Annotated in this window: 8 protein-coding genes and 2 pseudogenes; 8 read left to right on the forward strand and 2 right to left on the reverse strand. The window is 42.6% G+C overall.

Going from position 1 to position 16,533, the window contains the following annotated elements:
• The first annotated feature begins 67 nt into the window (after positions 1–67).
• From P7F88_RS19235 to rmf, 8 genes and pseudogenes are all read left to right on the forward strand, one after another.
• A pseudogene (locus tag P7F88_RS19235) lies at positions 68–4,910 on the forward strand (NAD-glutamate dehydrogenase).
• A 252-nt stretch (positions 4,911–5,162) separates the two neighbouring features.
• On the forward strand, positions 5,163–6,173 hold the full coding sequence (pyrD, locus tag P7F88_RS19240) for a quinone-dependent dihydroorotate dehydrogenase (RefSeq protein ID WP_277827384.1): 1,011 nt from the start codon (positions 5,163–5,165) through the stop codon (positions 6,171–6,173).
• A gap of 166 nt (positions 6,174–6,339) precedes the next feature.
• Entirely contained in the window at positions 6,340–6,882 is a 543-nt protein-coding gene (locus P7F88_RS19245) for a cell division protein ZapC (protein ID WP_277827386.1), read from the forward strand.
• Between the two features lie 543 nt (positions 6,883–7,425).
• Positions 7,426–9,552 (forward strand): bifunctional 23S rRNA (guanine(2069)-N(7))-methyltransferase RlmK/23S rRNA (guanine(2445)-N(2))-methyltransferase RlmL, encoded by a 2,127-nt coding sequence (rlmKL, locus tag P7F88_RS19250; protein ID WP_277827388.1) that lies wholly within the window; start codon positions 7,426–7,428, stop codon positions 9,550–9,552.
• Complete coding sequence (locus P7F88_RS19255) at positions 9,542–9,790, forward strand: glutaredoxin family protein (protein WP_277827390.1); 249 nt, start codon at positions 9,542–9,544, stop codon at positions 9,788–9,790. The genes rlmKL and P7F88_RS19255 overlap by 11 nt, the downstream gene beginning before the upstream one ends.
• A pseudogene (locus P7F88_RS19260) lies at positions 9,768–11,683 on the forward strand (ABC transporter ATP-binding protein). The gene P7F88_RS19255 and the pseudogene P7F88_RS19260 overlap by 23 nt, the downstream one beginning before the upstream one ends.
• A 1-nt stretch (position 11,684) precedes the next feature.
• Positions 11,685–13,649, forward strand: coding sequence for a DUF3466 family protein (locus P7F88_RS19265; RefSeq protein WP_277827392.1), 1,965 nt, complete (start codon positions 11,685–11,687; stop codon positions 13,647–13,649).
• Between the two features lie 203 nt (positions 13,650–13,852).
• Entirely contained in the window at positions 13,853–14,026 is a 174-nt protein-coding gene (gene rmf / locus P7F88_RS19270) for a ribosome modulation factor (RefSeq protein ID WP_277827394.1), read from the forward strand.
• Between the two features lie 133 nt (positions 14,027–14,159).
• On the opposite strand, the gene fabA is transcribed toward rmf, so the two are convergent.
• Both fabA and P7F88_RS19280 read right to left on the reverse strand, forming a co-directional pair.
• Entirely contained in the window at positions 14,160–14,678 is a 519-nt protein-coding gene (fabA, locus tag P7F88_RS19275; protein WP_277827396.1) for a bifunctional 3-hydroxydecanoyl-ACP dehydratase/trans-2-decenoyl-ACP isomerase, read from the reverse strand.
• Positions 14,679–14,743: 65 nt separating this feature from the next.
• Positions 14,744–16,402: a Lon protease family protein gene (locus P7F88_RS19280; RefSeq protein ID WP_277827398.1), complete on the reverse strand. Its 1,659-nt coding sequence runs from the start codon at positions 16,400–16,402 to the stop codon at positions 14,744–14,746.
• Positions 16,403–16,533: the final 131 nt, after the last annotated feature.

The following is a 16,533-nucleotide window of genomic DNA, read 5'->3' on the forward strand; positions in this document are numbered from 1 at the left end:
AGCTTTTACAATAAAGTAAAGCAACCCCCTACAATATATAAAAATATTCCAATAACGGAGCGTAAGCATGACAGTACGTGAAACCGTAGTTCCGGTCCTGCTAGAGAAGGTATACCAATTAATAGAAAGCAAGCTTGAACCAGCTCAACAACCATTGGTCATTAAACTTGCTAAACATCTTTTTAACCATATCTCACAAGATGATTTATTACACAGGAATGACTCTGATCTTTATGGGGCGATAGTGAGTCTGTGGCACCACATTTCTGAAACCAAGAGCGATGGTGTTTCTGTTGAGGTATTTAATCCGACAGTTAGCCGTCATGGTTGGCAATCGACCCACACGGTTGTAGAAATTGTTATTCCTGACTCTCCATTTCTTGTTGACTCAATAAAGATGGCATTAACCCGACTGGAGTTAACATGCCATTTTATGTTGCATGGTCCAACTCAAATTGAGATCAATGGTAATGGTATTGAAGGGATCAATAGTGGTAAAGGTGGTTACCGATCCTTATTTCATATAGAAGTAGATCGCTTAGGAAGCGCCGATGCGAGATCCGCTCTCAAGAAAGAGATCGTAAGCGTCCTCGAAGATACTCAACGAGTTGTATCTGACTGGAAAATTATGTCTGATAAGCTCTCCGATGTGATCAAAGAGGTTGAACAACAGGTAGATACAATCCCGGTTGAGAGTAAACGCCTTGAAGAAACATTGCAGTTCCTGAGGTGGCTCGGTGATCATAACTTTACTTTTATGGGATACAAATCCTTCGATGTAACCAAAGTTGATGAAGAGCTACAGTTACAGCCTACTAAAGAAAAAGGGCTTGGCCTGTTTTCAGTAGAACGTAGGGTCCGAACTGTAAAGTTTGCGGATTTTGCCGAATCCGCGCGGTTAGAAGCCACCAAACCTTATCTGCTGATACTGACAAAAGGTCAGAATGCATCTCGGATTCACCGACCGGCCTATACCGACTATATAGGAATCAAACGTTTTGATTCTGACGGTAATGTTATCGGTGAGCATCGGTTTACTGGTTTATATACCTCGGCCGTATACAACCAAAGTGTTTTTAATATTCCTCTGATAGGACAGAAGGTTGAACGCATCCTCGAATCCAGTGGTTACCGTTTAGGTTCATACTCCTACAAAGCGCTGAATAATATACTGGAAAACTATCCACGAGATGAGTTACTTCAGGCAACAGAAGAAGAGTTGCTGGAAGTAGGCACTGGTGTCGTGCAGATGCAGGATCGTGATCTTGTTCGGTTGTTCGTACGTAAAGACCCGTTCGGTCGTTTCTTTAGTTGTATGGTTTACGTAACCAAAGAGCGCTACAACACTCAACTTAGAAAAGATACACAAAAGATACTAAAGCAACATTTTAATTCCGATCAGGATGTTGAATTTACGACGTATTTTTCTGAAAGCCCTTTAGCAAGAACTCACTACATTGTTCGTGTAGACAACAACAACGTCAATTATGACGCAAGAACCATAGAGCAGAATTTAATGGAAGCTTCTTCAACCTGGGATGACCGTCTTGCTAGCGCGATTATAGCGAATTTTGGTGAAAGCAGAGGGTTATCATTAGCTAAAGAATATATGCGCGCGTTTCCTGGTGCTTATAAAGGTGATGTAATGCCGGGCTCCGCCGTGGCAGATATAGAAAGGTTAGAGTCGCTAAGTGATGACAATAAATTGGGTATGCTGTTCTATCGTCCACAAGAGGAAGCGGCTGATTCGAAAGTTGTTCATTTAAAACTTTATCACCGCGATGAGCCGATACACCTTTCTGATGTAATGCCAATGCTGGAAAACCTTGGGTTGCGGGTAGTGGGTGAGTCACCGTATGAAGTGAGAAAATCTAACGGTGTTGTTTACTGGATTCTTGATTTCTCGATGCTGCATAGGAGCAATAGTGCTGTTGATCTTCGTGAAGCAAGAGATAGATTTCAACGGGCCTTTGCTTCTATCTGGTCTGGCGGACTAGAAAGCGATGGATTTAACAGGCTAGTTCTGGGAGCGGGCTTAAGCGGACGAGAAATCACGATTTTAAGAGCCTATGCGCGTTATATGCGCCAGGTCGGATTCCCATTTAGTCAGAGCTACATTGAAGAAACCTTAAGTGATCATCCGCACCTGGCTAAAGCGCTGGTGGATCTGTTCACGCGTCGTTTTGATCCTAAATATAAAGGTGGTCAGAAAGGGCAAAGTGATATTATTAGTTCAATAATGGAAAAACTGGATCATGTAGAAAGCCTGGATGATGACAGGATCATCCGGCGCTACATGGAAATGATCAGTGCTACGCTACGAACAAACTACTTCCAGCTAGATAATAATAAGCAACCTAAACCCTGGTTAGCTTTGAAGCTTAAACCATCGGACATTCCTGAAATACCGGCACCAGTACCTGCATTCGAAATCTTTGTATATGCGCCGGATATCGAAGGTGTACATCTGCGAGGAGGCAAGGTTGCGAGAGGCGGGCTTCGCTGGTCTGACAGGCAAGAAGATTTCCGTACTGAGATTCTTGGATTAGTAAAAGCACAACAGGTAAAAAATACCGTAATTGTTCCTGTTGGTGCAAAAGGTGGCTTTATATGCAAAAGGCAGCCATCTTTATCGGGCCGGGATGAAATATTCGCCGAAGGAAAACGCTGTTATAAACGCTTTATCAGAGCACTGCTTGATGTATCGGACAACATTGTTGAAGGAAATCTTGTTCATCCAGTTAACGTAGTGCGCCATGATGACGATGACCCGTATCTGGTGGTGGCTGCCGATAAAGGTACGGCAACTTTTTCTGATCTCAGCCAACTCGGTATCTGAAGAGTACAACTTTTGGTTGGGAGATGCTTTTGCTTCTGGTGGTTCAAATGGCTACGACCATAAAGCTATGGGAATTACGGCCAAAGGTGGCTGGGAATCTGTTAAGCGTCATTTCCGTGAAATGGGCATTAATTGCCAGGAAACGGACTTTACTTGTGTTGGTATTGGCGACATGGCAGGGGATGTGTTTGGTAATGGTATGTTGCTGTCAAAACATATCCGGCTTCAGGCAGCATTTAACCATATGCACATCTTTATCGACCCGAATCCGGACTCAGCAAAAAGCTGGAAAGAGAGAAAGCGCCTGTTTGAACAACCTGGATCAAGTTGGGAAGATTATAATTCAAAGCTGATCTCAAAAGGCGGTGGTGTTTTCTCCAGAAGATCTAAGTCGATCAAGTTGACGCCTGAAATTCAGAAAATGCTGGCAACAAGAAGATCTAGCGTTGCACCAAATGATCTCGTCAAGATGTTATTGCAGATGGAAGTGGATCTTCTATGGAATGGCGGGATCGGGACATATGTGAAGTCGGAGTCTGAATCGAATACCGAGGTTGGTGACAGAGCCAATGATGTACTAAGGATTAATGGTAAAGATCTAAAAGCAAAAATTGTCGGCGAGGGCGGTAACCTTGGTATGACCCAGCTTGGTCGCATAGAGTATGCACTTGCTGGTGGCAGGGTTAATACCGACTTTATAGACAATGTTGGCGGCGTAGATTGCTCTGACAATGAGGTTAACATCAAGATTTTGCTTAACACCCTAGTCGCTAATGGCGATCTAACGGTGAAACAACGCAATGAGATTCTCGATAAGATGGAAGATGAAGTCGGCGAGATCGTACTCGACGATGCGTATTGTCAGGCTGAATCGATATCCGTTAGTGAACAGCAGGGAGTTTCACTGGTTAAAGAGCAAATTCGCTTTGTTCATACACTGGAAAAGAGTGGTTATCTGGACCGGGCATTAGAATATATTCCCGATGATGAAACGCTTTTAGAAAGAGAAAAGCAGGGGTTAGCCTTTACCCGACCAGAAATATCAGTGTTGGTTGCTTACGGCAAGATGTTATTAAAAGAGCAACTTGTTGACGATGAAATCGCAAATGATGAGTATCACAAGCAGCTGTTGGTCAATTATTTTCCATCAGAGTTACGACGTAACTATTCTGATTCATTTAAAAATCATCCGCTTAAGTCAGAAATTATAGCAACGGCGCTCGCTAATCAAATGGTTAATGAAATGGGCTGCAACTTTGTTACCAGACTCGAGGAAGAGACTGGAGCAACGGTTATATCTATCGCCAATTCATATGCAGCAGCCAGGGAAGTGTATAGCTTTGACTCATTGTTCAAAGGAATTCGTGAACTGGATAATATTGCGACCTCAGGTGCTCAATATGATCTGTTGTTTACGGTCAGAAGAACAATGAGGCGCTTAACTCGCTGGATGATCAGGAATTGCCCTGCTCAAACATCGGTTAACGATCTTATTGAGCGCTACAACGATGATGTACAGGTTGTTAAGGATCACCTTGATGCTTCTTTGGTTAAGTCCGAAGTAGAGGAGCACAACGAGTTAGCTCAAAATTGGATCGAGCAGGGGGTGTCGATAGATCTTGCTAACCATGTGTCGCGTCTATCAAGCTTGAACTCTGCTCTTGATATATCATCAATAGCAAAAGAAAGCGGAAAATCAGTAGAAAGTGCAGCAAAACTCTATTTTACGTTAGGTGATCGACTTTCATTGCATTGGTTCCTGAAGCAGATAAACGCTCAGGCAACAGAAAACCACTGGCAAGCCCTGGCAAGAGCGGCTTTCCGGGAAGATCTCGATTGGCAGCAGCGTCAACTTGCAGCACAAGTATTGACCTGTAGCTGTTCAATAGATGAATTTGATCCCGTTAAAGCGCTGGAAGACTGGATGGATGTTAATACCGTCTCACTTCAAAGGTGGGAGAGTATTCTCAAAGAGTTCAAGGTGGGTTCGATCCATGAATTTGCTAAATTTTCTGTCGCACTTCGGGAGCTAATGTTACTTAACCTGAACTGCTCTTCCGGAAAAATCTAACAGGGTAGGTAGTCGGCGAAACAGATATGAAAGGGACGCTAATGTAGAGTGTCCCTTTTAGTTTGTATCTACATGTTTAGGTGACAATGTAACACATTAAATCATTCGCTTTATTAACTTGGTATCCATATCCATTAAGAAAACATATAAAACAATAAATTAAGTAATTATTTGAGCATTTGAATTGAATTATTCCTGAAATCGGTAATAATACACCCCCGTTTACACGGGGCTTTTCTTTCGGAGGCATAAATGCTCTACCGTCTTGCCAGAACTGGCTTATTTCAACTCGATGCTGAAAAGGCACATGATTTAGCAATCGATAACTTCAAACGTTTTCAGGGTACACCTGTAGATCTTTTTTATAGACAAAATCTGCCTGTCAGAGAAGTTGAGTGCATGGGGCTCACTTTCAAAAACCCAGTGGGTTTAGCTGCTGGTCTTGATAAGAATGCTGAATGTATTGACGCGTTTGGTGCAATGGGTTTTGGTTTTGTTGAGGTAGGTACAGTAACACCTAGACCTCAGCCAGGTAACGACAAACCTCGTTTATTCCGAATCACCGAGGCGGAAGCTTTAATTAACCGCATGGGATTCAATAATAAAGGGGTGGATGTACTGGTAGAGAACGTTAAGCGTTCTAACTACGACGGCATCATCGGTATCAATATCGGCAAAAACAAAGATACTCCTATCGAAAATGGTAGTGAAGATTACCTAATCTGTATGGAGAAAACTTATGAGCATGCAGGGTACATTGCTGTCAATATTTCTTCTCCAAACACACCTGGGTTAAGAACACTTCAGTATGGTGAAGCGCTTGATTCTCTGCTTTCTGATCTTAAGGTAAAACAGGCTGAGTTAGAGAAGAAGTTTGGTAAATACGTACCACTGGCTCTAAAGATAGCTCCAGACCTTAGCGATGAAGAGATTGTGCAGATCTGTGATTCGTTGGTTCGATATAAGATCGATGGTGTTATTGCGACTAACACAACTCTTGATAGAAGCATCGTTAAAGGAATGAAATACGCAGAAGAAACCGGTGGCCTAAGTGGCAGACCGTTGCAAAGTCGAAGTACTGAAGTTATCAGACTTGTTCATGATGAACTAGGAGACAAACTACCAATTATCGGTGTTGGTGGCATTGACTCATACGTTTCTGCGAAAGAGAAAATGATGGCAGGAGCTAAGCTTGTTCAGGTTTACTCTGGATTCATCTATCACGGTCCTGGTTTGGTTAGAGATATTGTTAAAAATTTGTGATTTAAATAATAAGCGTCACATATATTAGTGATTTGTAGAGGAAAAGAAGAGATTCTTTTCCTCTTTTTTTTGGATTTCCGCTTGTAAAATTATTTTAAACGTTGGCTAAGGTAATTAAGCGTTTTACCTAACTTATTGATCAAAATAAATAATTAAGAGACGGACGATGCTTAAACCCAGAGATACATGGAATTGGTACTTTGATGAGTGTGAAAGCACTCTGATGCTGGATCTTGGAAATGACATGCTGTTTCGTGTCAACCTTCCTCAAAAGTTATTAGTGGATTGCGCGTATTCAGCGACGGATTTTACTGTCGACGATGCGTCAGCGTTTCAGACATTCAAGGAGCAAGCCTCTAAGTTAGACCTGTGTGAGCCGCGTCAGGCTGAACTGGTGCTCAATTGCGTAGCAGCAAAACGATTCCATAAGCCTGTTCAGCCAAAAAGTTGGTTCTTTGATTCCCAGGGAAGTGGGCATCAGCCGCAGGAAGGGGACCTTGTACACCTTCAGAATAGATTAAGCAGTGGTTATTTTATGGTGGTTGAGGTGTGTGAGAACGCAAGCCTCTGTGCCTATGTAGAGCTATCAGAGTTCTCTCTGGATGGTATTAAGTCTCTGAGATTCGGAGAGACGATAAAAGTAATGCACGACCGGATGGAGTGCGTTAATCATCTCTTTCAAGAGCTACCGGTAGCAATGGTAAGTTAAGGTTTAGCTAACCAGGATTAGTTAAGCTGTGAAATTTCCTCCCTCCATTTGATGTAATTCGTTCCTTTGATGTATGTTTATCGACCAGTTTGGTCGATTTTTTTGCCTGGAATATACCCACCCAGTAAAAAATAGAGCTTTCATACCAAAAAGGGCTGTGATTTCTGTTCGGTATTTGAACATTTTTAGCTTTTATTTTCATCTCGCTCATCCTCTTTCTAGCTCAATAATTACTCATTTATTCCCTGTTTAAGCAATAATGGTAAGAAAATTACAGTGAAAATGCACATTGGTATAGTCCAATATGAACGCGAATAAGTATTCACTATCGAGCTGGGTGTAATATATGTGCTTTAAATACTGGCTAAGTAAATGCTTACTTATTTTATTTGCATAAATAAGTATTTCGACCCTGTAGAAGGGTAAATTAGATGATTCTTTGAACGGTTAGTCGTGGTATGAGAGGAAATTGCACTTAAATATCTTAAACAGCCGGTTTCTCAGGTATAATCAAGCCCATTTTTTTAGCATCTGTAGATGAATATGAATCAATACTTAGCAATAACTTCTAATGGACTTGAGAACCTCTTAGTCGAAGAGCTCAAATCACTAGGCATTAACGAACCTAAACCTGTACAAGCGGGTGTTAAATTTAAAGCCAGCAATAGAGATGCTTATCGAGTATGTCTATGGAGCCGTATCGCTTCCAGGTTCGTTAAAGTATTGTCAGAGTTCAATTGTCAGGACGACATGGATCTGTATTTATCGACTATGGCCGTTAACTGGCCGTCTCATTTTGATGCATCTAATAAGTTTGTAGTGGACTTTAACGGTACGAACCGTGAGATTCGCAACAGTCAGTATGGTGCGTTGAAAGTAAAAGATGCCATTGTAGATAGTTTCAACAAGAAGGATTTACCGAGACCATCTATCAGCAAAGAGCAACCTGATATTCGAGTTCATGTACGTTTGCACAGAGAAAAGGCCATATTGGGAATTGATATGGTAGGTGCGGGCTTACACCAACGTGGTTACAGAACCGAGTCAGGGAAAGCACCTTTGAGAGAAACGCTGGCGGCAGCTATTGTGATGCGCTCTGGTTGGCAGAATGATAAACCGTTGCTTGATCCAATGTGTGGTTCGGGAACGCTACTTATTGAGGCTGCACTTATAGCAGCAAATATGGCACCAGGTGTGAATCGCAAGAAGTGGTGTTTTGAGTCTCTAAATGACTTTGAACCTGAAGTATGGGCAGAGCTTAAATCAGAAGCTAATGTTCAAGCGAGAAGGGGTGTCAAAAAGGTTGACGCTAAGTTTTTTGGTTTCGACAACAATAAGAAAGTGCTTTCTGTTGCCCGTGAAAACGCACGTAGGGCCGGTGTTTCTGAACTGATTGAATTCAACCTTGGCGATGCAGCGAAAGCTCGCAAACCAGATAATCTGGAACAAGGCACGATAGTCTGTAACCCACCATACGGTGAACGCTTGGGTACAGAGCCGGGCTTGATTGCTTTATACACCTCCTTTGGTGGTCAGCTAAAAAATGAGTTTGGTGGCTGGAATGCGTCAATCTTTTCGAGCTCTGACGACTTATTAAGTTGTTTGCGCATGCGAGCAGATAAGCAATACAAGTTGCACAATGGTGCATTACAGTGTCACCAAAAAAATTACTCGATTGCCGTTCGTTCTGCTGAGGAAAATGAGCAGGGACAAAAGAATGATGCTGTTATCGCGCCTGACTTCTCTAATCGACTGAAGAAAAACATCGGCAAGATTGCTAAGTGGGCGAAAAAAGAAGATTTGGAGTGCTACCGAATTTATGATGCCGATTTACCTGAATACAATGTGGCAATAGATGTATACGGTGACAATATCGTTATACAGGAGTATGCGGCACCGAAAAACATCCCTGAAGAGAAAGCAAAGCGTCGTTTAACCGATGTGATTCGAGCGACCACTCAGGTAACAGATACTCCTGCAAACAATGTTGTTCTTAAAACCCGAGAGAAAAAGAAGGGTAAGGCACAATACGAAAAGCTTAACGATGGTAGCAATACGCTTAAAGTCAAAGAATATGGCGTAGAACTGTTAGTTAACTTACATGACTACCTTGATACAGGTCTTTTCCTAGATCATAAGATCACAAGGCGCAAACTTGGCGAAATGGCACAAGGGAAAGATTTTCTCAATCTGTTTGCCTATACCGGTTCGGCAACCGTGCACGCTGCTTGCGGAGGTGCAAAATCTACTACCACAGTAGATATGTCAAAAACTTATCTGGAGTGGGCAAAAGAGAACCTAAAGCTTAACGGTCAGGTTGGACGCCAACACCAGTTTATTCAGGCTGATTGTCTTCAGTGGCTAGAGAAAGAGCAGGGAACATATGACCTGATTTTCATCGATCCACCGACGTTTTCTAACTCTAAGCGCATGGAACAGTCATTTGATGTTCAAAGAGACCATATCCAACTGATGAAGAATTTAAAAAGATTGCTTCGTGCTGGTGGTACTATTGTGTTTTCTAATAATAAAAGACACTTTAAGATGGATCTGGATGCGTTAAAAGAGTTGGGCTTAACGGCTCAGAATATATCGTCTCAGACCTTGCCGCTCGACTTTTCGCGCAATAAACAGATTCACAACTGCTGGTTAATCAGTCATGCCGGATAAATCACTTATTTTATACAGTACTGATGGCTGCCATCTGTGTGAAGAAGCTCTGAAGATGTTGAACTCGTTGAAACTGGACGTTCAGGTTATGGATATAGCGTTTGATGATGACCTGTTTTTTCGTTACGGGGTCACTATTCCCGTCGTGAGTTGCGGAGAATCTGAGCTTGGGTGGCCTTTCGAAATAGAAGAATTACAAAATTGGTTAAAGAAAAATGGCATTACTTACCATAAATAACGGTCAACTTGCATTTGGTGACCATCCTTTATTAGATCATTCGGATTTTGCTCTACAAGAAAATGAGCGAGTGTGCTTGGTGGGCCGAAATGGCGCAGGTAAATCTACGCTGTTAAAAGTTCTGTCTGGCGATATTGTCATGGATGATGGCAAATTCCAGATCACTCAGGATGTGGTTGTTTCACGTCTGGAGCAAGATCCTCCACGTAATCAGGAAGGTACCGTATTTGATTATGTTTCAGAAGGGCTGCAAGAAGTTGGGAAGCAACTAAAGATTTATAACGACCAGCTCGACCTTATTGCCACTGATCCTAGTGAAGCAAATATCAATAAGTTAGCCAAGATTCAGGAGCAACTAGAGCACAGCGGTGCCTGGCGCTTTGAAGATAGAATAAAGAACGTTTTGGCTGCCCTTAAACTGGATGGCCATACTCAGCTGACGGATTTATCTGGAGGCTGGCAGAGAAAAGCGGCTTTAGCGAAAGCTCTGGTTTGCGACCCGGATGTGCTTTTATTAGATGAGCCAACTAACCACCTGGATGTTACTACGATTGAGTGGTTGGAAACGTTTCTGAAAGATTTTCGTGGCTCAATAGTGTTTATCTCGCACGACCGTGCGTTTATTCAGTCTATGGCAACCAGAATCGTGGATCTTGACCGAGGTCAGCTGTCTTCTTTCCCTGGGAACTACCAACAGTACCTTGTTGATAAAGAGGAAGCTCTGCGTGTTGAAGAAATGCAGAACGCGGAGTTTGATAAGAAACTGGCTCAGGAAGAGGTTTGGATTCGTCAGGGCATTAAAGCCCGACGGACGCGTAATGAAGGACGAGTTAGGGCACTTAAAAAACTACGAACCGAGCGTAAAGAACGGGTAGAAGTGCAGGGTAAAGCCAACATTAACCTTGATAACGCAATGCGAAGCGGAAAAATGGTTTTTGAAGCCCAAAATGTTAACTATTCTATCGACGACAAAAATCTGGTAGAAAATTTTAGCTTCAACATCATGCGTGGCGACAAGATTGCGCTTATCGGCCCCAATGGCTGCGGGAAAAGTACCGTATTGAAACTTCTACTAGACCAACTTCAGCCGGATTCTGGCAAGCTACGCTGCGGTACTAAGCTTGAGATTGCTTACTTTGACCAGTACCGAGAAAAGTTGGATCCTGAAAAAACGGTGATGGATAACCTTGCTGATGGCAAGCAAGAAGTGATGGTTGGTGGAAGACAGCGCCATGTACTAGGGTATCTGCAAGACTTCCTATTTCCACCTAAAAGAGCCAGAACGCCGGTAAAAGCACTGTCAGGGGGAGAAAAAACCGTCTTCTATTAGCAAGGATCTTCCTACGACCAAGTAATTTATTGGTTCTTGATGAACCAACCAATGATTTAGATATCGAAACTTTGGAACTTTTAGAGGATTTGCTTGCCAACTATGAAGGTACTCTTTTATTAGTAAGCCATGATAGGCAGTTTGTTGATAATACCGTTACAACAAGCTGGATATTTGAAGGCAATGGTAAGATAGAAGAGTTTGTCGGTGGTTATCATGATGCTCAGCAACAGCGTGAGCAGGTGAAGCTTTCTCGTCTGGATGAAATGCCAGCAAAAAAAGAGAAAGTGGTTGAGGAAAGTCCCAAAAACAGCCAACCTCGCAATAAACCGAACAAATTATCGTATAAGCTACAGCGCGAACTTGAGGCTTTACCAAACAAGCTAGAGACGCTGGAAAGTGAGATAGAATCACTGCAAGAGACAGTGAATACGCCGGATTTCTTTGCTAAACCGGTAGATGAAACGCAACCAATATTAGATAAGTTATCTAGCTTAGAACAGGAGCTGGAAATCGCTTTTGAGCGCTGGGAAGAGCTTGAATCGATGCAACAGGAATTTTAGAGTGAAAAGTAGTAAAACGTTTAAATTGTCTGCCGTAGCAACGGTTGTACTTGCTGCCACGAATGCTAATGCAGCCCTTTATCAAGTTGTGGAAGTTAGTCCTTCATCGACGAGTACTGAATATCATGCTTCTGCTATTGAAGCTTCATCTGGTTCGACGAACTGCTTTAGTTCTAGCTGTGGGACTGGTTCTGCGTACGATTTGGCGGGAGATACATTAAAAGCCTCTGAAGGTATTTCATTTAAGAAAGAAGTACCATTTGGTATCGACAACCATTTTTACTATCAGGATCTAGGCGATCTTGAGTCATACTGTTATAACCAGTTGAAATATTCAACGTGTGAAGGCTGGGCTAATCGAAATTGGTATGGCGATACAAATTCGGGCATTGGTGGTTTACGTAACGAACGAGAGGCATTTTATTTAAACTCTTATAAGTCGAATCACAGTGCTTTTTTAAACGGTTCTACTTTTAGTTTTACACCAGATGCAGGCTCAAGCGCGCCAAGCAGTATTTCTACTCCTGTTAGCGGTACGATCGACCAGGTGGTTAATACAATTGATTCTGATGGTAACCTTATTGGTAACACTAGTAGTGGTTATTACAATACCGGAAACTATGTTCAATTATATCGTCATCGTGGTTTCTTCAACAATGGTACTGATACCTTGGTTCTTGAGCCGGAGCCTGACACTAGCTTGACCTGGGCAAGCGATACAGCTGAGCAGAAACTAGTTAACCAAATGGGTCGTACTATGGCGTTCGACTCATTTACCTACGATTCAAAAACTTACGTAGTTGGTAGTTCATCTGTTGCTACATTTAATTATGGCGATGGTGATAAGAACTATGGGGGCAGAAGCGTAAGTACCTGTACTAGTGAGGCAGATCCTGCATTATCAGCTAACTGTCAAAACTTCGCATTTGCCACTCGAGCTTTCGCCTGGGAACTTGGTACCAGCCCACTAGCAGTTGCTAGCAAGTTTTCTGTAGCTAGCTGGAACGAACCGACTGTAGATAATTATAGTGAAGCTACCGCTCAGGCGAGTGTACGAGCTGCGGTTATAGCTGATCGAAGCGGTAGTAGCTACGATACTTTACCTGTATTGGCAGGCTTTAATACCGATCGTGATGGTAACAATATGCTGATGCAGGCGGCTGTTTTCCGTCCAACGGATACTAATACTGCAACGTTTGCTGTTGGTCAGAATGCCTGGACATCAACACGTATCTCTAATGCAACTGTATCTATCAATGGTGACTACACATATAGCAATTCTACAGCTAAAGCAATCAACAAAAACTTGATAGTAGTAGGTGAAGCAAAACTACGTGGTGATACTCCAGAAAATGGAGCGGCAGCTAACAAGATGTTTGTAGCGGATGCAAATGTAGACACCCCAACTGCTTCGTATTTCAATGATATGTCGGAGAGTATTTTCTTCTCTGGTGCCGGTGGTGAAGTCAACGCTATCAACAGCTATAACGAAATCGTTGGTGAAGTGGATGCGGAAACCCACCGTGAAGTAAACGGTAAGATTCGTAAACGTCGTGGCTATATCTACCCATATGATGCAACGGGTTCAGAAAGTAGCCGTCGTTCTGTATTTAGTAACCGTGCATGGTGGCTTGATGACCTGACGAACGGTGGCACGTACAACACCAATAACAATAAATATCGTGTTGTAAGTGCGACTGGAATTAACGACGCAGGTGTTATTTCAGCGACAGCGCTTAAATGTGCATCAGGTTACGACAGCACAGCTCACTTCTCTTACTGTGGTGGTGGCACCGAAACAGAAACTGTTGTTGCAGTAAAACTGGTACCGATTGCTGGTGCTACGTCTGCCGATATTTCAGCACGAGCATCTGATGATGGTTCTAGCGTAAGTCGAAGTGGTGGCGGTATTGGCTTAATGTCTATCGCGTTACTTGGTTTATTAGGTTTTAGACGAAGAAAATAACTTTTCATCATATTAGGGAACAGGCTCACATATTGTGAGCCTGTTTTTTTTTAAGCTTGAGATCAATTTTCAGATCGCTCATTCTTAATCGTGGAGTAACAAAAACTCCATATGGAAGTCATATCGATACGAGCTAACTTAACAGGGCTATATCGGTATCGTAGTAGTACGTTAGGAAACACATATGTATGAGGAACTGCACTATGAAGAGACAGAAGCGTGATCGCCTGGAACGAGCTCAATCTCAGGGGTACAAAGCTGGTTTAAATGGAAGATCTATGGATGATTGTCCATATCAGCAATCTGATTCGAGGTCGTTTTGGTTAGGTGGATGGCGCGAAGCCAGAGATGATAAAGCCACTGGTCTCTATAAATAACCCCATACTACAATCTACTAATGAGGAATGACCCCGTAAAGGGGTCAAATATTTATACATTAGCGCACTATAACTAAATATATGCTTAACAAAAAAGCAGCCTCGATAGGCCGCTTCGTAAAATCATTAGTCTTTAGAACGAAGACGTGTCCTGGAAAAGGCCTACTTTTAAGTCTTTTGCTGAGTAGATCTCTTTGCCGTCAACTAGTACGCGACCATCCGCTAAACCCATTACGAGCTTACGGTTAACGACACGCTTCATATCTATTTGGTAGGTCACTTTCTTCGCTGTTGGAAGAATTTGACCGGTAAACTTCACTTCGCCTACACCAAGAGCACGGCCTTTACCTTCACCACCAATCCAGCCAAGGAAGAAACCAACAAGTTGCCACATTGCGTCAAGGCCAAGACAACCAGGCATTACAGGGTCACCTGGAAAGTGGCAATCAAAGAACCATAGATCTGGAGTAATATCTAATTCGGCTTCAATATATCCTTTACCGAATGCACCTTCAGTTTTGCTCATTAGATTAATACGATCCATCATAAGCATGTTAGGCGCTGGAAGCTGTGGATAGCCAGGACCAAATAGTTCACCACGGCTAGATGCGAGAAGGTCTTCACGATTATAAGAACTGCGTCTGTTTTGCATTATTTTATTACTCCAATTGTAAGTAGGTGCATCTTAGTGAACAGGTGTAAGCTAGACAACTCCGATCAGTTAAATGAAAGCCAGCTTCTAACTCTTTGAATCCAGCCTTCATTCACCTCACCATTAGCAAAGTGATCGATTCTTTCTGAAATTCGGTTCAGAATCGTATCTTCACTATCGCCACGTAGTGCCTTTCCAGTGATCAGTTCGACCGCTTCATCAACGGTTTCTACAGACCATATATGGAACACATTATCCTTAATGCTTTCTATAACTTCTTTATTTAATGATAAATTCTTTAAGTTTGATTTCGGTATGATGACACCCTGGTTACCAGTAAAGCCCTGATGTTCACACACATGATAAAAACCTTCGATTTTTTCGTTTAATCCACCCACAGCCTGAACGCGACCAAACTGGTCGACAGCGCCAGTAACAGCAATTTGCTGATTAATTGGGCATTCGGAAAGAGCACTGACCAGTGAGCAAAGTTCCGCTAACGATGCGCTATCTCCATCAACCTCGCTGTACGATTGCTCAAATACAATGGAGGCAGAATAGGGTAGAGGTTCATCCAGGTTCAGGGCACTACTCACAAACGCCTGCATTATCATCATGCCTTTAGCATGTAAGTTTCCGCCAAGCTCAGCCTTTCTCTCTACATCTGAGATATCACCGTCACCAAAGTGGATAACACAAGAGATTCGAGCAGGTTCGCCATAAGAGACCGGATGCCCGGGAACATCAATAACGGTCAGGCCATTTACCTGACCAACTTGCTCACCTTCGGTTTCAATGATTACCTGTCCATCAAAGATATCATCCAGGGCACGAAGGGGAAGGTACGATTCGCGGTAGTATTTGTTGTCTAAAGCGGCTTCGATATGATCGCTGTTAATAGTCTGGTTTTCTGACTCTAATGCGGCTTCCGAAAGAATAGAGTTATGCCACTGCAACGATAACGGCATGTAATTTTGTTCTTCCGTTTCGCGTGCTCCTGCAGTCATTAACCGGTGAAGGCCATCTTCGGACAACGTCGGTAGATTAAAACTGGAACACAGCCACTTTACGTAACCTAAGTAGCGCTCGATATCGTTGGTATCGATTTTTAGATCCAACTCGATTTCACTAAATATACAAAAACCCGACTGAATATCTGAATCAAAATAATCCAGTTCACTCATTTGCTCACGATCACCGATAACAATCAGTTTTACGTCAACCTGATGAGCAGGTTGCTCCAGTGCGATATGTTTTGGATCTACGTTAACAGGCGATACGGCTTCACCGAGTAGCGCTGATTTAAGAACCATCCAGGAAGATGGGTTGGCCATAATCAAATTCGCTGAAACAACCAAATATCCACCATTAGCCTTGTTAAGCAAACCAGGAGTTGTAGACACCACTTCGCCATCACGCACTTTATATTGGCCAAGAATGGATTCGATCTCTAGCGTTTCAGCTTTAACTACAGGGATTTCAGGTGGAATAATGTGCCCGCTGTGCAATGCATCAATAACAGCGTTTCTATATATTGCGTTATCGGGAGAGTTAACCAGAAGTACTTTTGTCCAGTTGTGTAGTGCTTCAAAGCGAACAAGTGCAGAACGTAATCTTGGTTGTAAATCGATAAAGGATAGGGGATCTAACTCTTCAAAACGATCGATAGAGTTTTTGTATTCTGCAAACTGAGGAACGACAGAGCGCCAGTCTTCTTGGTTCATAATTAGCTAGGGTTCAGATAAAGAGTGCGATTATATATAAAAAGCATAGCTCTACATAATAAATTTGAGACATATCGCTGATATTTGTGCTGTCCTTTATGTTAGTTTTGGGTTACGCTGTCACCAGGCGA

Origin of the sequence: Vibrio hannami (genome assembly GCF_029589055.1) — a bacterium.
GTDB classification, from domain to species: domain Bacteria; phylum Pseudomonadota; class Gammaproteobacteria; order Enterobacterales; family Vibrionaceae; genus Vibrio; species Vibrio hannami.

Coding starts and splice junctions, on each gene's coding strand:
- pyrD (WP_277827384.1), top strand. CDS start 5,163: ATGCTCTACCGTCTTGCCAGAACTGGCTTATTTCAACTCGATGCTGAA.
- P7F88_RS19245 (WP_277827386.1), top strand. CDS start 6,340: ATGCTTAAACCCAGAGATACATGGAATTGGTACTTTGATGAGTGTGAA.
- rlmKL (WP_277827388.1), top strand. CDS start 7,426: ATGAATCAATACTTAGCAATAACTTCTAATGGACTTGAGAACCTCTTA.
- P7F88_RS19255 (WP_277827390.1), top strand. CDS start 9,542: ATGCCGGATAAATCACTTATTTTATACAGTACTGATGGCTGCCATCTG.
- rmf (WP_277827394.1), top strand. CDS start 13,853: ATGAAGAGACAGAAGCGTGATCGCCTGGAACGAGCTCAATCTCAGGGG.
- fabA (WP_277827396.1), bottom strand. CDS start 14,678: ATGCAAAACAGACGCAGTTCTTATAATCGTGAAGACCTTCTCGCATCT.
- P7F88_RS19280 (WP_277827398.1), bottom strand. CDS start 16,402: ATGAACCAAGAAGACTGGCGCTCTGTCGTTCCTCAGTTTGCAGAATAC.